The sequence below is a fragment of the candidate division KSB1 bacterium genome (assembly GCA_022562085.1).
In the GTDB taxonomy this organism is placed as follows: domain Bacteria; phylum Zhuqueibacterota; class Zhuqueibacteria; order Oceanimicrobiales; family Oceanimicrobiaceae; genus Oceanimicrobium.
This window is the reverse complement of the sequence record JADFPY010000016.1, coordinates 1-18,997: the sequence shown is the minus strand read 5'-3', so window position 1 is coordinate 18,997 and position 18,997 is coordinate 1. Positions and strand designations below refer to the sequence as shown.

Here is an 18,997-nt window from a genome sequence, read left to right as displayed (position 1 = left end):
TTCGATTTTTACATGAACTCCCATGAAAGAACCGATAATAAAAAAGCTGTACTACTCCATAAGCGAGGTCAGCGAAATGACTTCGTTGAAACCCTATGTCTTAAGATACTGGGAGAGCGAGTTTCCAAACCTGAGGCCCTCAAAAAACAGAGCAGGCAAACGGATCTACCGAAGTAGTGATGTTGAACAAGTTCTCGCAATCAAGAAGTTGCTTTATGAGAAGAAATTTACAATAGAAGGTGCCCGGAATCAATTAAAATCTACTCATGAAAATAACGATCAGATTGGGGATGTAGTGAAAAATGATAAACATAAAGACGTGTTAGAAGAGATAAGAATTGGTTTAAAGGGAATTATTGATTTATTAGAAGGTAAGAAATAAACGTATCGGGGCGTGGCGCAGTCCGGTTAGCGCACTTGACTGGGGGTCAAGGGGTCGTAGGTTCAAATCCTATCGCCCCGACAACGCTTGGAGCCGTAAATAGCAAATCTAAGGGTGCTTACGGCTCCTTTTTGTTTCTAGACGATCCGAACCAATTGGTACTGATGGGTATGGTTTGGTACCACGACAGTCTTAAAAAGAAGTGACGAACGGTGTTCTTCAAATTCAAAGCTTTGGCTTAACGAAGCTGAATCAGCATTGAAGAGACTTCATCGCTAAATGAGCTTAAATTCAGACAGTAAAATGGTTAAAAAAAGACATCTCGTTCGGCGCATCAAACGTTCCGACACTGAAGCGTTCAGGGAGTTGTTTGAAATCTACCAGCGGAACATATTCAATTTCTTACATTTTAAGCTCGGCAACATTGAAGCAGCCGAAGACCTTTTGCAAGACGTATTCATAAAAATTTGGGAAAGAAGGTGTCAACTAAGAGAAAACACTTCTATCAAATCCTTTTTATTCACCATTGCAAGACCCGCGGCTTTAAACCATCTTCGTCACAACCAGATCGTATTGAAATTTCAAGTGGAGCAGACAAACAAAGTCTCAGCAGAACAAGCTGAATACCTGGAATTTGAAAGAATTGAGATTCAAAATATTTTGATGAGGGCCATCACAAATCTTCCGGAAAAATCGAGAGTCGCATTTATGATGAATCGTTTTGAAGAGTTGACCTACCACGAAATAGCAGACAGATTAAATATCAGCGTCAAAACAGTTGAAAGTCATATGGGCAGAGCATTGAGGCTTTTACGGGAATCCTTACAGGTAATTATTTGATTTCGATAGCTCTAATCTAAGGGGCTGGGTTTGACATTAGGTTTCATATAACAAGCTTGACCTCAAGGTATTACCAAATTTTCCAGCTCACAGCAACTAAAGTTTGAACAAACAAATATTTAGACCAGGGTATAGTTTGGCCTCCGGAGCCAAAGGTTGGGGGTTCGAGTCCCTTCTGGCCTATAAATGTAAGTTATTGATAAGCAGAATGAAGGAAAATTACCCATTGAGAAGTGATCCCAAAAAACGCAAAATAGGCACCAGTTTATGTCAGAAAATATTGCCAAAATATTTCATCCGGCACGAATCAAAATTGTATCCTATTGGCGTCCTGAAGTCAAGGGGTTGCTGGTTCAAATCTGCAGTCTCCCCGACTGATACTTAAGAGCTGTAATTGTTTTATGTCTCACTAAAAGCACTATTAAAGACATCACGGTCTGGATTAACGTCTTCTTGCGGGCGACCACAAACCAAAGTACAAATACCGTGTATGCTGGGATCATTAGTTTGATAATAAACTTTTTGACCTTCTTTACGTCTTAGAAGAATTCCTTCACCTTTCATTAAAGGTTAAATGCTTGTTAACGTTGGCCTGCTGGTGTCCCGCTGCTTCTACCAACTGCATAACACTCCTTTCACTGTTCACCATCATTTGCTTCAATAACTGACAAACGAATAGGTTCGCTTAATGTTTTAAAACACGGCGCGATATGTTCAAGTAGTTCTTTCGGGATTAGTTGACTTGCCATATTTGATTTTCATTTTTAAATTGATTACAATGTAAGTGGCAGCCAACGATGCTGGCCTGCACTATAAAAATTTTTGTGATAAAATGAAGCGGCACGAAATCAGTAAATGGGATTATAAGGAATAAAATCCCAAACTAACAAATCCAAAAAACCAAAAGAATGAAATCCCAAAGAAACAAATCAAAATCCCCTGAAAGCCTAAAACCTCGAATCCCAGGAAGAGTTGGGATTTTAAATAGGACACCTATTGAAAACCCAACAAACTAAATCCACATCAGAATCTTCCTCCACTAACCTGTTCAAAAACTGCCTGCCATTTTTAGAAACAATTCAGACTTATAACAAGGAAAAGTTCCGTTTGGACCTGATGGCGGGTTTAACCGTCGCGTTGGTGGCTCTTCCGCAATCCATGGCCTATGCTTTCATTGCTGGTGTTGAACCTAAATATGGAATTTATGCTCTCATTGTGGGAAGTATTATCGCCGCTTTATTTGGTTCATCGCGCCATTTGCATACCGGCCCTGTCAACGCCAGTTCAATTGTTATTGCCGTGGCCATGGCTCCTTATATCCATCAAGATAATTATATGGCCATGGTGTTTTTACTTGCATTACTGGCGGGGGTATTTCAATTGGGAGCAGGGCTTTTTAAGCTCGGCAATCTTGCCCAATTCATCTCCAGCTCGGTATTGATAGGTTTTATGTCGGGCGCAGCTTTGTTAATAATTTTTAACCAAATGCCAAATCTTCTTGGCTTACCCCCAATCTCAGGGGGTACCTTTCTGATCAATGCCTACAGCATCTTGGAAAACTTCAGCGGCGTGGACGCTTTAACATTTTTGATTGGGGCCGGAACGATAATCCTCGTTTTGATCATCAATCGGTTGAGCCCAAAATCTTCTACCGGGATTCCTTATATACCTTCCTATTTGTTGGCGCTCCTTGCTGCGGCCGGTTTGGTGGCTTTGTTTGGCCTGTTAGATAAAGGAATTGTTGTTGTTGGGAATATACCGGCGACGCTACCGCCACTCAGCGTTCCGTCATTTGATTTGACAACCATTAATCTTCTTGCAGGCAGTGCGTTGGCTTTAACCCTCATTTCTATATCAGAAACGATAGCGAGTGCAAAATCTGTGGGGTCTCTTACGGGAGATAAGTTCGAAGCGAATCAGGAATTGATCGGCCAGGGTTTAGCAAAAATTGCTGTGGCGTTTTTTAGTGGGATACCGGTTTCAGGCTCTTTCACCAGAACAGCACTCAACTTTCGCGCCGGCGCACAAACTCGATTTGCTGCTGTCTTTTCCGGTGTTTTGCTCTTTTTTGTTGTCATCATTTTTAGTCCAATTGCTCAGTACATACCCGTTGCCGCTCTGGCTGGCATCATCATGGTTATTGCCACAAATATGGTGAATTGGAAGCATGTCGTCATCACGTTTAAAACAACCAAATCGGACGCAGTGGTGATGCTTTCGACTTTTGCTTCGACACTTTTGTTTGCTTTGGATACTGCCATCTATATTGGCGTCGGCCTCTCCTTGGTTCTATTTTTGAGAAAGGCCGTCCATCCTCGTCTGATCGAATTGGATTACGATCAAGCCGACGGTTTTCAGGAAATGAAACCCGCCGATAAGCGGCGTATTCCCGAAATCTCTATTGTTCATATAGAAGGCGATATTTTCTTTGGCGCCGCAGAATTCTTCGAAAATGAAATCGGCCGGATCGCCAGCCGCCCTGGCTTGAAAGTGCTTATTTTACGCGTGAAGAGCGCTTATTGCTTAGATGCTACTTCCATCATGGGATTAATGCAATTTGCCGAAAAGATGAAAAAGACGGATAAATTGTTAGTCGTCTCTGGGGTAACCGGAGAGGTAGAAAGAGTATTCCGGCGTTCAGGTTTAGATAAAGTAGTGGGCAAGGAAAATATTTTCTTCTCCGATGTAGCTGTTCTAAAATCTACAAAAAAGGCGCTTCACAGGGCTTTGGAATATGTAAATAGTAAAGGTGAGGAAAAATATCGGGTTAGTTTATTTTATGATCGTCCCGAGAAAGCACAAGTTAACAAAATAAAATCCCAAACCACCCTCTAAATTAATGAGGGAGCTTTGGCCGCAAATAACCGTAAAGCCAGGCCCCCAAAAGTGCGCTCAGAATAGCGACAATCATGACTGAAGTGCCGGCACCAAGATGCGTGTAAAGCGGCCCGGGACATGCTCCGGTCAATGCCCATCCCATACCGAACAGTGTGCCGCCGATAATATAGCCGACATTGAATTTTTTATCGGGAATTTCAATTGGTTCATTGTTTAGGGCTTTGGCATGGAGCCTTTTGATCAAATAGATAGACAAAGCCCCTACCGCTACAGCCGACCCCATAACACCATACATGTGGAATGATTGGAACCGGAACATTTCCTGAATTCTGAACCAGGAAATAACCTCACTCTTATAAAGAAGTGTCCCGAAAAAAGTCCCCATGATTAAGTATTTTATATTCTGCATTATTTTTTTCCTAAAGTAAGTTTGACGAATTTTTTAAAACAGTACTGGATAAATCAGGTGGGTTATGATCAAACCGCCGGCAAAAAAAGCACATACGGCAACCAGAGAGGGCCACTGTAAATTAGACAAACCCATGATGCCGTGACCGGATGTGCAGCCGTCTGCGTAGCGGGTCCCAAATCCGACTAAAAATCCGCCAACTACAATCATCACAAATCCCGGCAGCGTCAAAAGATGAGTCCAATTGAAAATCCCGGCTGGTACGATCCCGCTTTGATCGGTTATTCCGAGGGCATTTAAATCCGCGCTGGTTTCGGAAGAAATTAAAATCATTTCAGGATTTGGAATAAAGTTAACTGCAACAAAAGCCCCGATGATAATGCCTGCGACAAAGAATAAATTCCAGGCTTCTTTTTTCCAGTCATAGGTCAGGTAAGCGACTTTTGCCGGAAAAGTTGAAGCACAGATATGCCGCAGCGAAGACGAAACGCCAAACTTTTTATTGCCAAGCAACAGCAGCATCGGGACCATGAGTCCGATTAACGGCCCGGCCACATACCAGGGCCACGGTTGAGAAATAAATTCATGCATGATTTTCTCCTGGTTTTTGAGTTCGAATGGAGCAAAGTTCGCTATATTTTAAATCAAATTCAAGGCAAATTTTTTTTGATATTTCAAAGAGAATTTGTTGTTTTATTGTTGTAATTATTGTAAAATAATAATAAGTTAAAGTTACTCCAAGTTGTTGTCTCAACACCCCATTTAGTTTGATAAATAGGAAAAATTATGAAATTCGGGTTTATTATCGACAACCGAAAATGCATCGGCTGCCATGCCTGCACCGTTGCATGCAAAGCCGAGCACGATGTGCCGCTTGGCGTAAATCGTACCTGGGTTAAGTATGTAGAAAAAGGAGAATTTCCCAATACCAGGCGGCTTTTTTCGGTTATGCGCTGCAACCACTGCGAAGACGCGCCATGCGTTGAAATCTGTCCTGTCACCGCTCTATATAAAAGAGACGACGGCATTGTGGATTTCGATAATCGGCGCTGCATTGGCTGCAAAGCGTGTATACAAGCCTGCCCTTACGACGCTTTGTATATCGACCCGAACAGTCATACCGCCGCAAAATGCAATTATTGCGCGCACCGAGTTGATATTGGACTTGAACCGGCTTGTGTGAATGTCTGCCCTGTACACGCCATTATCTCCGGTGACATGGATGACCCGCTTTCGGAAATCACACAGCTCCTGGCCCGCGAACAGGTCACCGTTCGTAAAGTAGAAAAAGGTACACGCCCACAGCTTTTCTACATCGATGGCGACGATGCTTCGCTGCAACCCACCAGTACGGAGCAGTCAAGCAATTATATGTGGAGCTCACAATCAGCAGGGGTAGGTCATTTTGCCAAATATGCCGAAGAGAGAATTTCTCAATCTGACCCGGAGAAGATGGCGCAGCAATTGGCAGGATCGAGTGCCGAAAAAATAATATCAAAAACTGAAGAAGTTATAAAAGAAGCACAGCGAGTTTACGATGCACCGGATAAAGGTGTCGTCTGGGGTTGGGAAGTCTCCGCTTATGTTTGGACAAAGGCAATCGCGACCGGCGCTTTTCTGGTGCCGTTTCTTGCCATGGCTTTCGGATTGACCCCTGTGCAAGATATGACTCAGTGGCTTGGCATTTCATTGGGACTAATTTTCCTGGCTATTACTGGTGGGCTGCTGATCAAGGATCTGGATAAACCCGCACGATTTGCCTATCTACTATTACGGCCGCAATGGCGTTCGTGGCTGGTGCGCGGCGGTTATGCCATTGGCATTTACGGCGCACTGCTTACACTTTGTGGGGCCGCGAATTTTTTTGGCTGGACGAATATCCTCACACCCGTGACATGGGGAAGCGCAATTTTCGCCATCATAACAGCTGTTTACACGGCTTTCCTTTTTGCCCAGGCAAAGGGCCGGGATTTCTGGCAAAGCCCAACGCTCTCTTTACACATGCTGGTGCATGCTGTGATGGCTGGTGCGGCTGCATTTGCCCTGTTGAGCCTTTTTATGGAAAGTAGTGAAGCTTGGCTCGGATTTTTGAGAACACTGTTTTACAGCAGTATCGCTTTTAACTTGTGCGTCATAGCAATAGAGATGTTAACCGCTCACCCGACTGCGGATTCGAAGAAAGTGGTTCAAATGATCGTTTCAGGGCAATTCAGCCGCCTCTTTTGGATGGGCACTTTGATTGTCGGCAACCTTTTACCGGCCCTTCTCATCTGGCTTGGCGGCTCTGCGCTTTTTGCGGCAGCCGGTGTTTTGGTGTTAATCGGCGTGTATATCACTGAACATATTTGGGTGCGAGCTCCTCAGCTCATCCCGTTATCGTAATCAAGGGAGAACTAAATGTCAAGTAAGCGCAAACATGGATTAATTGAAAATATTGCTGAGAAGCTTCATCTCATCCCCAATCTTCATAATGAAGTTGAATCGGAGCTGCCGCGCTTAACGGAACCGGGTCAACTTACTGACTATCCGCCCCCCGACAAATGGGACGACTGGGTTGAGTATGAAGCTACAGGTTGGCCTCGTCGTGAAGCAAAAAACTACATGATCGTGCCCACAAGTTGTTTTAACTGCGAAGCTGGATGCGGCCTTTTAAGTTATGTCAACAAAGAAACCCTTGAAGTGAGGAAGTTTGAAGGCAATCCGTGGCATCCGGCAAGCAGAGGAAGGAATTGCGCAAAAGGGCCGGCCACTATAAATCAGATTAACGATAAAGACCGAATTCTTTATCCGCTTAAAAGGAAAGGCAAGCGCGGAGAGGGAAATTGGCAACGGGTTTCCTGGGATGAAGTTCTGGACGAAATTGCTTCCCGAATTCGCGAGACACTGAAAGCCGGAAAAAATAATGAAGTGGCTTACCATGTTGGGCGCCCCGGGCATGAAGGCTATATGGACCGCGTTTTGAAAGCGTGGGGCGTTGACGGACACAACAGCCACACTAATATTTGTTCTGCCGGAGCAAGATTCGGTTATGCTATCTGGCACGGTTACGATCGGCCATCCCCGGATCATGCCAACGCGAAATTCATTTTGTTAATCAGCGCTCACCTGGAGTCGGGTCACTATTTCAATCCGCATGCACAACGCATTATTGAAGGGATGATGAACGGCGCCAAGCTCGCAGTCATGGACCCGCGGCTGTCTAACACGGCGAGTATGGCTGACTACTGGATGCCGACTTACCCCGGCTCTGAAGCGGCGGTGCTGCTTGCAATGGCAAAAGTCATTCTGGATGAAGGGCTTTACAATGAGTCTTTTATGAAGAATTGGGTGAACTGGCAAACGTATCTTAAAAAAGAACATCCGAAAATTGCCGTGAATTTTGAGAACTTCATTGGGGCGCTCAAAGAGGAATATAAGGAATACACTCCGGAGTTTGCCGAGCAGGAGAGTGGCGTTCCGGCAAAAATGATTATCGAAACAGCTAAGCAGGCAGGGAAAGCGGGAACGCAACTTTCAACTCACAACTGGCGCAGCGCCGGCAGCGGTAATCTCGGCGGTTGGTCCGTGGCTCGATGTCTGCATTTTCTAAATGTTTTAACCGGCAGTGTTGGCACAATAGGGGGGACCTCGCCTAGCGCCTGGAACAAATTCAAGCCCAATGTTTTTGATTCGCCTCCGGCCGTAAAATTCTGGAACGAGCTGCATTTCCCGGATGAATATCCCCTGGCACACTATGAAATGAGCCAGCTTTTACCACATTTTCTTAAAGAGGGCCGTGGAAAACTTTCGGTTTATTTTACCAGGGTGTTCAATCCGGTCTGGACCTTTCCGGATGGTTTCACCTGGATAGAAGCGCTCTCTGACGAATCCAAAATCGGTTTGCACGCCGCCTTGACACCAACCTGGAATGAGACTGCCTATTTTGCCGATTACGTCCTGCCAATGGGGCATTCCAGCGAACGTCATGACCTCATCAGTTACGAAACACATTCCGGTTTATGGATTGGATTCCGCCAGCCGGTAGTTCGCGAGGCATTGCGCCGCATGGGCAAACCCGTAAATTTTACTTATGAAGCCAATCCGGGCGAAGTCTGGGAAGAGGACGAATTCTGGATCGAGCTGTCCTGGCGCATCGACCCGGATGGCAGCCTGGGTATCAAAGAGCACTTCATCTCTCCTTATCGCAAAGGTGAAAAGATTCGCATCGAGGAATACTACCGGCATATTTTTGAAAATACGACCGGTTTGCCGGAAAAAGCGTCCGAGGAAGGACTGACGCCTTTGGATTACATGCGCAAATATGGCGCTTTCGAAGTAGAAACGACTTCATATAATAAACATCTCGCAAAATTATCAAAGGAGGAATTAAAAAGCACCGAAGTGGATGAGACGAACACAATTATAAAGAATGGAAAAGCAATCGGAGTGATGGTCCATGGAACAGCTTGTTCAGGGTTTCCGACTCCATCCCGGAAGCAAGAGTTTTACTCGCAGACGATAGTTGATTGGGGCTGGCCGGAGTATAAAATCCCCGTTTATATTAAAAGCCATATTCACGAAGAAAAGATGGATCGAGAAAAAGGGGAATTCCCGCTGCTGCCAACCTTCAGGCTGCCAACTTTGATCCACTCGCGTTCCAGTAACGCCAAGTGGTTGACCGAAATTTCCAACCGCAATCCGATTTGGATGCACACCTCAGATGCTAAGAAATTCGGAATCAAAACAGGAGATTTGCTGCGCATAAATACGGAAATCGGCTATTTTATTGACCGGGTTTGGGTTACGGAAGGCATGAAACCCGGCGTAGTTGCTTGCTCACATCATTTGGGTAGATGGCGTCGGCCTCAGGATGAACAGGGAAATCGCTGGGCGACCAATCTCGTTGATATTCAGGAAGTCGAGAAGGGAAAATGGAAAATGAGAGTACTGGATGGCATTCGTCCATATAAAAGTGAAGACTCGGATTCATCACGAATTTTCTGGAGCGACGGTGGTGTTCATCAAAACATCACTTTTCCGGTTCATCCTGATCCGATCAGCGGCATGCATTGCTGGCATCAAAAAGTCAGAATTGAGAAAGCACACCCTGATGATAAATATGGCGATCTGTTTGTCGACACCAATAAATCGTTTGAAGTGTACAAAGAATGGCTAAAAATGACGCGTCCTGCACCCGGTCCGGATGGTCTGCGCAGACCTTTGTGGTTTAATCGGCCGTTGCGGCCAGTTGATGAGATGTATTTTATTGGAAAAAAGACAAGATAACTGAATAACTACGGCTAATCAGGGCGGAGTCCATTGCATAAATTTATGTGAAAAGTACTGAAAGAATCTGGTATTCTTCAATCAATAATTCAGGTTTAGAATGGCGTGTGCAAAGATTGAGATTTAAATTTTGGATTTCAAACAAATCCGGTCAATCCTGTTCATACTGTCAAAAAAAGTGACCCAGCATGAAAAGTAGAATAAAGTTCGTGCAAAGCCAATTAAATGCCAGGGGATTACGCGGGCCCGGAAGATGGCATTTGGGGAGGCAAAACACTTGCGGCGTAGACAAAGCAAAGTAGATGGCATGGGTCCAGGAAAAGATAAATAATCGCGGTCATCCAACTATTGGCGCAAGAAAAAGGCATTGACTCGGGGAAAGGTGATGACTATTGGGCCGCAGACAAGTTTTGCCCTTGAATCGCTACAACATCTTCTTGAGCATGATGATGAGCCTGCAGTATGGCGGCCTGAAGACATCTCGGATGCGAATCCGAATGATTGGCCAAAACAAACGCCTGAGGCCGACGTGATTCGCTATTACGGTGAAGTAAACCTTCTAAAAGCAACAAATTATCAAAATTTCTGTTGACAAAGTGTTCTGCTTTGTATAAATTTATTAACCCCTTCAAAAAATCTGAGATAAGTCCGGTTTTTCTTGTGTCTATTAAGGTATAACCTAAGAAATCGGAGAAACTAATGCCTCGTGAACTGGTAAGCAAAATTTTTCTTTTACTTGTCTGTTTAAGCTTCAGCCCAGGTCAACTTTTCGCCTTTCAAGCAAGCACAACCGTAATCGTCCACGCCTCTAAAATGACATTCTCAGAAAAAGTCGACAACGTTGGCGACCATGTCGTGTTCTGGGGCATTGCAACTGGCGAAAATACCTGGCTGGCCTATTCCCTTAAAGCACTGCCATTCAAAAACTTCACTCTGGAAGTTGAGGCTGGCGCCGATACCGCTGCCGGCAGGTGGCCAAACGTCGGGATTGCATTTAATGATCCGGATAACCTTGAAACTGAATTCCAGGTTCAATCACTTACAACGACAACGTTCATGCAATTGGGGAAATTTACGCCAGGTGGAAATGACAGCATCATTTATTTTGTCTTCACCAACGATTATTGGGATCCCAATAAGGGGCACGACGTTAATTTAAAACTGCGCAATATAAGATTCACCGGTTCAACAATCGTACCTCCAACAGTGCCGGATAGTACGCTTAAAATTATGGGCGATTCGGTTAGGGTCAGTTGGCAGCCGAATACTGAACCGGATTTGGACGGCTACAAAATTCATTATGGCAATGCTTCAGGAATTTATAGCAGTATGGTGGATGTTGAGCAGGAAACATCACATGTACTAAAGTTGCCTATAAACAGGACCTATTTTCTCGCGGTTACCGCTTATGATACGGCAGACAATGCGAGTTCGTATTCAGACGAGGTGGTCTTCTATATGGCTTCAACAACTCAAATAATACCGGGTGACACGGTTGTCGTTGAAGAAGATTCCGTGACCGTTCGTTGGGACGCGAATAGTGAATCCGATCTGGCAGGATATCGAATCTATTATGGCAGTGCTTCCAGTAGTTATTCTGATAGTATAACCGTTGGCCTGACAACCTCGTATGTTCTCAACTTATCCCCCAATAAAACTTACTTTCTGGCTGTTAAAGCCTATGATCAATCGGATAACCTGAGCGAATTTTCTAATGAGGTGGTTTTATCCACGGCACCGGTTCAACCCGAGATTAATTGTGATATTAATGAGGATGGGCTTGTCGACTTAAACGATTGGCTGGCTTTTAATGCCAGTTTCGATTCCAACAAAGGAGAGCAACGCTTTAGGGAAAATGCGGACTTTAACAAGGATGGGAAAATAGATAATGCTGATCAAGAAATAGCCAATACGAAATGTTTAAATCCATGGTCGGGAATAACTAATAATTAAAGAGACAATCATGGAAGCAATAAAAGTTGGGGATAATTTTTTAATTCATGTCAATATCAAGAAAGCGAAGAATGTTTTTGGATTTGTGACTTCGCTGAATTTTCCGGTTGATGCATTGGAAATCAATCAAAATACTGGTCAGCCGGATGTCGTGATGGGGAAGTTTTTGGGAGATAAGGCAACTATTCTCGCCAATCTTTCCCTTAACACAACTAATAACGTTGGCACCTTAATAATTGGGTATTCCTTAAAAGGAGCCACGCCTGAGAAAAATGGAGGAGGTTTGATGTTCTCAATTAGAGCTCGCGCAGTCAAGGAAGGTGAACATCAACTTGTGTGGTCTGCAAACTCGACTGTACAAGATTCTAATCTGGTGAACCAGCCCAGCAATTTTGAAGACTTTTTGCTTAAAGTAGAGAAAGATGTTCCAGATACAAATATTGTCTCTATCACCATTGAAAGGATTAACTAATTGTCCTCACAACCCAAAGGTGGCTTGGGGTTGGAGTCAGTCAGCCACCTTTGTCGGCTGAAACAAAGGTGGGAGTCACTCAAAACATACGAGATGTAGGCGGCCTCTTTCCTTATGTCCTCTGTTTAACTTTGTAAAGAACCTGTCCCAAATAGCCGCCATTGTTTATTTCTGCGATGTATAGGCCTTGCTGGAAGTAGGCATTTCTTTTTAACATAGGCTCTGATAAAGTTTCCAAAAGGGTGTCAGCTTTCCAGTCTTGCTTTCCGTCACTCAATAAGATAGGAGTCTTATCTTGGGCTAATTTCATAAGAACATCTTTTAAGCTCATAGTATTTTTTCCTGAAATGGTTATGATTATTCGTTTCTTAAGCTGTCCGCCGGATTCGCGTGTGCGGCCCTAATGGATTGATAGGACATAGTTACCAGTGCCAGGGTCATGGCAGCAAAACCTGAAAGGAAGAATGGAAACGGCGTAAGAGAAACTTTATAGACAAATCCGTCAAGCCACAATCCAATCGCATAATAACTTAAAGGCCAGGCGATAAAATTGGCAATAAGCACCCATTTGAGAAAATCTTTTGCCAGCAGAAATATCACCTGTCCTTCGCTCGAACCGAGGACCTTTCTGATTGCAATTTCAGCTTTTCTCTCACTTACGGCAAACGCCACCAATCCAATCAACCCTAAACACGCGATGATTATGGCAATCCCTGAAAAGTACGCTATATTAGTAGCAAATTCCCTGTCGGCATCAAACTGCTGATCGAAAACGTCATCAAGAAACTGGAAGTTAAAATTTCGACCTGGATAGACTTCCTCATAAAGCTTCTGTATTCGATCCATCGTTTCGGTTATTTGACCGCCTGCAAGTTTTACTACAAACAAGAAGGTGTTTTGTGTATTTAATTGGAAAAACAATGGCTCTATCGCCTGCCGAGCACCTGTAAAATGGAAGTCTTTAACGACTCCCACCACGCGTTTGGATGTGATAGAGCCATCAACCTCAACCATGTCCAGACGTTTACCCAGGGGGGCATCCCATCCGGCTTTTTTTGCGGCGGTCTCGTTAATCAAAATCGAGTTAGCCGTGTCTGAAGGAAAATCCACGGAGAAACCCCTTCCTGCTGCCATCCCAATTTCCAGCACGTCGAGGAAGCTGCCGTCAAGGGCGATCTGTTGGAACATACGACCCTCTTCTCTAGTAGCCCCTTCAGGTATGACTTCATAACGTATAAAGTTGGAGCCCAGCACCCCGCTGGATCTCCCTGCGGCAACCACGCCTGGCAGAGTAGATAATCTGTTCTTGAACAAGTCACCTCTATTATTCTGCGCAAACATTGTTACAACCTGGTCCCTGTTGTAACCCATATCCATCGACGTGAGGTAGCCGATCTGATCATAAATAACGAGTACAGCGATTGTCAAAGAAATTGTAATGGCAAATTGGAGCAGTACAAGTATCTTACGGATCGAAGAACCAATACCACTCTTCTCGAACTTGCCTCTCAAAACTGTTACGGGTTTGAATGCAGACAGTACAAATGCAGGATAAAGACCAGACAGTATGCCAATTACCACTGCAACGCCAAACATCGTTACAAGTAGCAGTGGATTATCAAGAAAACTGATATCAAGATGTTTTCCCAAAAGCCCATCCAAATATGGAAGAGAAATCTGCAAAATTCCAACTGATAATAGCATGGCAATTAGAGTAAGCGCGACAGATTCACCGAGGAATTGTATAGTCAGTTGGCCCTTGCTTGCTCCGACCACCTTGCGCATACCGACCTCGCGGGCCCTCCCTGAAGCGCGTGCCGTCGAAAGGTTTATAAAATTTATGGCCGCCACAAGTATGATAAGAAATCCAATTACCGCCAACGCATAAACAACTGTTTCATCATTCTTTCCCTGATTTGAGTTGTCGTAATGATGGTCGGCCGAACCTAAATGCACATCAAGCAGGGGTTGTAGAGTTGGAATATTAATTGCTGGCATACCATGAGCCCGCGCCAGGTCAAGCATCTTTTTTTCTACAACTTCTTTTGAAGCATTTTTTTCAAGCTTCATGTACCCTTGCAAGGTGAAGTTTTCCCATGAATCCCACCATAACGGGTTGTTTGCAATAATAAGCGGCTGGATAAAATCAAACTGTATGTGCGAATTGGTTGGCGGTCGTTCAACCAGGCCAATCACATAGGCATCTTGAACACCTCGAACTGTCAACCTTTGCCCGATCGGATCGAGACCATCGAAAAGCGTCTCTGCTGCTTCTGGAGTTAACAACACACCGGAAGGATCGGATAAAGCATGCTCTTGGTCACCCCTGATGAAATCAAACCCAAAAACATCAAAAAACTCCGGTTCGGTCATAAATCCCTGCAGGCGAATTGAATTGCTTTCATTCATATCTGCTCTGGCAACATCACCAGCCGCAATTAAAGATCCACCAATGGGACGGGATCGGGTGGCGGCTAAAACTTCTGGAATATCGTCCACAGAAGCTGGAATAAGTGGACCAGCCGTAATTGAATAGGTCAATGAACCTGCGCTGCTGTTTTCAAGTGTTAACACTCGGTAAATATCTTCAGCGTCCCTGTGGAAACGGTCGAATGTCAGATCGTCGATAACATAGAAAGCGATTGCTAACGATATGGTCAGACCGATGGTTAGGCCGGCGATATTGATAAACGAGTAGCTTTTTTGATGTTTGATTGTACGTAGAGCAATTTTGAAGTAATGTGTTAACATAAGCCTATGAATACTCCATGACTAATGATAGACGTCTTGCAACTGATGTTTATTCTTAGTTTTTCTTAGATGTTTAGACCAAGCCTTTTGAACTCGAATTTGTCAGCTGTAATTTCTGGAGAACCTCATTTATGTTGTCATAGATTTTCAATACGGTGTCGAGTTTGGTTATTCTGAAATAATGCCCGACTTTATCATGGATACCCATGAAGTGTAAATCACCGCCGTCTCTGCGTAATTTGGTGACGCATTGTATCATCATTCCCATCCCGGCACTATTCATCCATTGAACTTTTTCGAAATCCACCACAAGATTGGATTGCCCGGCAGCAATTACTTCTAGCATTCGGTGGCAAAGGTCTTCACATTCCGTACCGCCCATGATCTTGCCCTCCAGTTCAAAAACCGGTAGGCCGTCTACGTTTTTCTCAAAGTATCTCATTTTTCTTGATTTTGTTTATTTACGAGCGTCCAGGAATTTGGTTACGTGTTTTTATGGGTTTGGGTAAACAAATTACCCGACGGATCCAGGCTACAAGAATTGAATAAGTGAGCGATGAGGTCTTTCTTAAATACGGTTGAAATATTTTATATTTTCTTTAAACAAACATTATAAATATAAATATAAGACCCTCGATGCAGAAGGTTGGTTGGCAGGGTGAAAAATATAGTTGGAAAAAGACAAATGAAACCGTTTTGGAAATGTTACGTAAATTCTTATTCAAAATTGCAACCACAAACCAATGGAGCCAGACCAGCTATGTTTATAAACAAAGGAAGTGGATTTAATCCCTTTAAAATTTCGGATGAGGAGAAGGAAAGTTTGGAAAACAACGCTACCAAAGAATTTTTTTCTGAACTAATTTCCGGACAAAAACTGACAAGACGCAAGGCTGCGGCGGCAGATCTTAAACGTACGTACAAAAAAGTTCTGGAGGCATCATTTACCATTACTTTAGCAGCAACCATTTGCCTGTTTCAGGCGGCAAGACTATTCTCTTTAGATGTCGCGGCCCTTAAAAAAGTGGATGTCACAATTGAAGTAGCAGATATTCCCCTGACTCAACAGTTTCGCAAACCGCCGCCGCCCGTGAGACCAAGCATACCGGTTCCAACTGAAGATGAATCGGTCCCTGAGGATTTAACAATTTCTTTAACCGATCTTGATTTGTCCGATATACCACCACCGCCGGCGCCTCCGGAAGAAGATGATCTGATTTTTGTTGCCTATGATAAAGCTCCTGAAATAATAGGAGGGTTTGCGGCACTTCACAGACATCTTAAATATCCGCAGCTTGCCGCCCGTGCAGATTTAGAGGGGAAAGTGTTTGTCAAGGTTCTGGTAGGTGTGGACGGCCGGACCCAAAAAACAGAGATTATCACGGCCAAGCCTAGAAACGCGGGTTTTGAAGAATCGGCAATGGAGGCCCTCAGAAAAGTTAAATGGAAGCCGGCCCTGCAGCGGGACAAGAAAGTCCGTGTTTGGATCTCGTTTCCTGTTACGTTTAAATTACTTCGCTCCTAATTTATTTACTGTTCATTTGGATTCTTAGATCAAAAGAAGGAACTTCTCTGGCCTTTGTCATTGACAAGGTAATTTTTGGTTTTAAGAAGCTATAGCTATGTCGACTCTGAAAAAGTGTATTACACTGCCAAGCCAGGTTACCAAAATCGATGACGCTGTGTCTGAATTGGTTGATTTTGTGGTTGGGCTTAAAAGCATTGAAAATTTCACATTATCAATTGCATTGACTGAGGCAATTACAAATGCGATCATTCACGGCAATGAGAAGGACCCAGCGAAAAGAGTATTTGCACAAGCATTAATAGAGCCGGAACGAGTGGTTTTCCAAATTGCTGATGAAGGTACAGGATTCGATTACCAAAAACTGGCTGATCCAACAAAAAAAGAAAATCTCCATAAACAAAGCGGTCGGGGTATTTTCTTTGTCAGGTACTTTATGGATGAAGTCAAGTTTAATCATTTGGGAAATGAAATCACAATGGTTAAATATGTCAAATGAAAGAAAAATTCTTTGCAGACGGATAGAAACTTGACCTGATTTTGTTTTGAGATACATGGGCTCAGCCTCCGGAGCCAAAAGTTGGGGGTTCGAGCTTCTAGCCGGGGGCATTCATAGTTCACATTTTTTTAATAGCAAGGCTTCCACATAAGGAAGCCATTTTAGCTTAAGAAAGATTTTTGTTTACATCTTCGAACAATAGTAGTATTTTCGTTGCAATTACCTGGACTACGCAAGAAAGAGAGTAGAATGAAAAAACCATCCAAGATCGAGTACATTGTCTGGTCTATCCTCGGTGCAACCGGGTTGATACTTTTTCTGATTTACCAACCACAGGTCGTCCCATTGTCTAAAGTAAAAGTCAGCATTGGCCGGGCGGAGGCGGCACGGACCGCAGTTTCGTATCTAGAGACGCACGGATTTGATGTGACGGAACTTGATTCGCTCTACCGCGCCGTGCGATTTCTTCCTTCACCAATTCAGGAACGTCCCTATCAAATTCTGAATTTCTCTGATGAGGACTATGAATTTCTTGAAGAGCGCTCCCCGGCTTACTACTGGCAAGTTAGCTGGTTTGATAACTCAGGCACACAATTGTATCAAGCGTTTGTGAGTCCTGACGGCAGAGCTTTTGGGTTCGATCACTTTGTACCCGAAGACGTTCCCGGAGACAGCTTGACGAGGGAGGAAGCAGAGGAAGTTATGGACGATTTTCTGGAGACAAAGCTGCATCTGAACCTGGATAAATACGAACTCCTTGAAGTCAGCAGCGATAAGCAGAAATCCCGCATGGACTATTTTCTGACTTATTATTCAAAGTATGATTTTCCCGGTGAAATTCAGTTGCAGCTACGCACGACCTTGAGGGGAGACCAGGTCCACCGGGTTGTGACCTTTTTTAGTACGCCCGAGCGTTTTACCAACGAGTCGGTCACGGAGCTGCAGAATGAGGGGATTCTCCGTTTTGTAGTTGTGCCGGTTATTATGGTAGTGATCTTTATCATATTAGGCGTTATGTACATCCTGCGTTTTCATGCGGGTGAGATCGCCGTAAAGGCTCCTATTATTGTGGGAATGCTGTACACAATTATCATAGCATTAATGTCCTTTAATACATTTGACCTTTGGACCATTTTTGGTTTTGGTAACGCGAGCCCGGCGATCCGCATCGCCGGCTATCTGGTCGTGTTCACCCTCATGGGCGTTTTTGGTGCTGTGATGATCATGGTTTCCTGGTCCGTTGGCGATTCGATTGTCCGTGAAAAATGGGGATACAAACTCACTTTGTTTGACCGGATCTCTTCCGGTCGGATTCTGTTCCCTTCTTTGCTTTCATCGGTATTCATTGGATATATGGCCGGCTTGGTCACGGTCGGGTTGTGGTCGGGTTTGAGTTACGTGGCAACACAGAATTTTTCCGCCTGGACCGAGAGTCGCTCAGTGGCGTTTTTGTTAACCTCCTACATGCCGGTTCTTGAAGTTGTCGGCGAGGCCCTTACGGACTCCCTCTTTTATAGCTTTATCGGCGCCCTTTTTCTGGTAGCATTCTTCAAGAAACAGCTCAGCCGAGTCATAAAAAATGATACACTGAACTCTTTTGTCGCTGTCCTGTTTATGGCAGTCCTGGTTTCTGTTAGTCAATCTCTCATTCCACTTTATCCCGTATCATGGCGTTTTGGGATCACGGTGATAAGCAGTTTTATACTCGGCTGGGTTTTTGTAAAGTACGACCTTGTCGCTGTTCTGGTTGCAGGATTCATTTTGAGCATTCTGCCTTACGCTCATGAATTACTCTTAACAGAATATTTTTCCACATCAGGAATCATCTCTTATGTTTTCGCACTGGCCCCACTAGGGATTGGACTTTTTGCTTATTTCAAAGGCACGGAGCTGACTGCAGAAGAGATTGCCGCAAAGCCGAGCTATGTGAAGCTAATCACCCAGAGAGAGCGTATGGCCCAGGAGCTGGACATCGCTCGCAACGTTCAAATGAGTCTGCTGCCGAAGCAGAACCCCATCGTCGAGGGGTATGACATTGCAGGCGTTTGTCTTCCTGCCCTGGA

General features: G+C 44.2%; 16 protein-coding genes and 2 tRNA genes. 13 read left to right on the top strand and 5 right to left on the bottom strand.

The genetic code is table 11. From position 1 onward, the window contains the following. Positions 1-22 precede the first annotated feature (22 nt). From IH879_02865 to IH879_02845, 5 genes are all read left to right on the top strand, one after another. Positions 23-382 (top strand): MerR family transcriptional regulator, encoded by a 360-nt coding sequence (locus IH879_02865; GenBank protein ID MCH7673876.1) that lies wholly within the window; start codon positions 23-25, stop codon positions 380-382. Between the two features lie 6 nt (positions 383-388). Next, positions 389-463 (top strand) — tRNA-Pro (locus IH879_02860). Positions 464-685: 222 nt separating this feature from the next. Then, a complete protein-coding gene (locus IH879_02855; protein MCH7673875.1) occupies positions 686-1,222 on the top strand; it encodes an RNA polymerase sigma-70 factor in 537 nt (178 codons plus the stop codon). Between the two features lie 122 nt (positions 1,223-1,344). Beyond that, positions 1,345-1,404, top strand: a tRNA-Ser gene (locus tag IH879_02850). Between the two features lie 814 nt (positions 1,405-2,218). Further along, complete coding sequence (locus IH879_02845; GenBank protein MCH7673874.1) at positions 2,219-4,057, top strand: SulP family inorganic anion transporter; 1,839 nt, start codon at positions 2,219-2,221, stop codon at positions 4,055-4,057. A gap of 1 nt (position 4,058) precedes the next feature. On the opposite strand, the gene IH879_02840 is transcribed toward IH879_02845, so the two are convergent. Together IH879_02840 and IH879_02835 are read right to left on the bottom strand one after the other, a co-directional pair. Then, positions 4,059-4,469, bottom strand: a complete 411-nt coding sequence (locus tag IH879_02840; protein MCH7673873.1) for a YeeE/YedE family protein — start codon at positions 4,467-4,469, stop codon at positions 4,059-4,061. 33 nt (positions 4,470-4,502) lie between these two features. Then, complete coding sequence (locus IH879_02835; protein MCH7673872.1) at positions 4,503-5,060, bottom strand: YeeE/YedE family protein; 558 nt, start codon at positions 5,058-5,060, stop codon at positions 4,503-4,505. 195 nt (positions 5,061-5,255) lie between these two features. Between IH879_02835 and nrfD the strand changes: the two genes are divergently transcribed. The 5 genes from nrfD to IH879_02810 all read left to right on the top strand — a co-directional run bounded on the left by nrfD (position 5,256) and on the right by IH879_02810 (position 12,159). After that, entirely contained in the window at positions 5,256-6,851 is a 1,596-nt protein-coding gene (gene nrfD, locus IH879_02830; protein ID MCH7673871.1) for a polysulfide reductase NrfD, read from the top strand. Positions 6,852-6,866: 15 nt separating this feature from the next. Further along, complete coding sequence (locus IH879_02825; protein ID MCH7673870.1) at positions 6,867-9,734, top strand: molybdopterin-dependent oxidoreductase; 2,868 nt, start codon at positions 6,867-6,869, stop codon at positions 9,732-9,734. 385 nt (positions 9,735-10,119) lie between these two features. Next, positions 10,120-10,326, top strand: coding sequence for a hypothetical protein (locus IH879_02820; GenBank protein ID MCH7673869.1), 207 nt, complete (start codon positions 10,120-10,122; stop codon positions 10,324-10,326). A 107-nt stretch (positions 10,327-10,433) separates the two neighbouring features. After that, complete coding sequence (locus IH879_02815) at positions 10,434-11,687, top strand: fibronectin type III domain-containing protein (protein MCH7673868.1); 1,254 nt, start codon at positions 10,434-10,436, stop codon at positions 11,685-11,687. Between the two features lie 10 nt (positions 11,688-11,697). After that, complete coding sequence (locus IH879_02810; protein MCH7673867.1) at positions 11,698-12,159, top strand: hypothetical protein; 462 nt, start codon at positions 11,698-11,700, stop codon at positions 12,157-12,159. A gap of 112 nt (positions 12,160-12,271) precedes the next feature. Here IH879_02810 and IH879_02805 read toward each other — a convergent pair whose 3' ends face one another. The 3 genes from IH879_02805 to IH879_02795 form a co-directional block, all read right to left on the bottom strand. Continuing rightward, positions 12,272-12,490 carry a hypothetical protein gene (locus IH879_02805; GenBank protein MCH7673866.1) on the bottom strand — a complete coding sequence of 73 codons (219 nt, stop codon included), beginning with the start codon at positions 12,488-12,490 and terminating at the stop codon, positions 12,272-12,274. A gap of 26 nt (positions 12,491-12,516) precedes the next feature. Then, positions 12,517-14,910, bottom strand: a complete 2,394-nt coding sequence (locus tag IH879_02800) for an ABC transporter permease (GenBank protein ID MCH7673865.1) — start codon at positions 14,908-14,910, stop codon at positions 12,517-12,519. Positions 14,911-14,983: 73 nt separating this feature from the next. After that, the gene (locus IH879_02795) at positions 14,984-15,352 is read right to left on the bottom strand and encodes an STAS domain-containing protein (protein ID MCH7673864.1); all 369 of its coding nucleotides are present in this window, start codon (positions 15,350-15,352) and stop codon (positions 14,984-14,986) included. Between the two features lie 318 nt (positions 15,353-15,670). Between IH879_02795 and IH879_02790 the strand changes: the two genes are divergently transcribed. The 3 genes from IH879_02790 to IH879_02780 form a co-directional block, all read left to right on the top strand. After that, positions 15,671-16,435, top strand: a complete 765-nt coding sequence (locus tag IH879_02790) for an energy transducer TonB (GenBank protein MCH7673863.1) — start codon at positions 15,671-15,673, stop codon at positions 16,433-16,435. A gap of 97 nt (positions 16,436-16,532) precedes the next feature. Then, entirely contained in the window at positions 16,533-16,934 is a 402-nt protein-coding gene (locus tag IH879_02785; protein ID MCH7673862.1) for an ATP-binding protein, read from the top strand. A gap of 249 nt (positions 16,935-17,183) precedes the next feature. After that, positions 17,184-18,997, top strand: a 1,814-nt coding sequence (locus tag IH879_02780; GenBank protein MCH7673861.1) for a hypothetical protein, incomplete at its 3' end; no start/stop codon positions are given.

Bases quoted from the DNA above. Each gene is read 5' to 3' on its own strand.
- IH879_02840 (MCH7673873.1), bottom strand. From the start codon at position 4,469: ATGCAGAATATAAAATACTTAATCATGGGGACTTTTTTCGGGACACTT.
- IH879_02800 (MCH7673865.1), bottom strand. From the start codon at position 14,910: ATGTTAACACATTACTTCAAAATTGCTCTACGTACAATCAAACATCAA.
- IH879_02820 (MCH7673869.1), top strand. From the start codon at position 10,120: ATGACTATTGGGCCGCAGACAAGTTTTGCCCTTGAATCGCTACAACAT.
- IH879_02790 (MCH7673863.1), top strand. From the start codon at position 15,671: ATGTTTATAAACAAAGGAAGTGGATTTAATCCCTTTAAAATTTCGGAT.
- IH879_02835 (MCH7673872.1), bottom strand. From the start codon at position 5,060: ATGCATGAATTTATTTCTCAACCGTGGCCCTGGTATGTGGCCGGGCCG.
- IH879_02825 (MCH7673870.1), top strand. From the start codon at position 6,867: ATGTCAAGTAAGCGCAAACATGGATTAATTGAAAATATTGCTGAGAAG.
- nrfD (MCH7673871.1), top strand. From the start codon at position 5,256: ATGAAATTCGGGTTTATTATCGACAACCGAAAATGCATCGGCTGCCAT.
- IH879_02805 (MCH7673866.1), bottom strand. From the start codon at position 12,490: ATGAGCTTAAAAGATGTTCTTATGAAATTAGCCCAAGATAAGACTCCT.
- IH879_02855 (MCH7673875.1), top strand. From the start codon at position 686: ATGGTTAAAAAAAGACATCTCGTTCGGCGCATCAAACGTTCCGACACT.
- IH879_02865 (MCH7673876.1), top strand. From the start codon at position 23: ATGAAAGAACCGATAATAAAAAAGCTGTACTACTCCATAAGCGAGGTC.
- IH879_02795 (MCH7673864.1), bottom strand. From the start codon at position 15,352: ATGAGATACTTTGAGAAAAACGTAGACGGCCTACCGGTTTTTGAACTG.
- IH879_02815 (MCH7673868.1), top strand. From the start codon at position 10,434: ATGCCTCGTGAACTGGTAAGCAAAATTTTTCTTTTACTTGTCTGTTTA.
- IH879_02785 (MCH7673862.1), top strand. From the start codon at position 16,533: ATGTCGACTCTGAAAAAGTGTATTACACTGCCAAGCCAGGTTACCAAA.
- IH879_02810 (MCH7673867.1), top strand. From the start codon at position 11,698: ATGGAAGCAATAAAAGTTGGGGATAATTTTTTAATTCATGTCAATATC.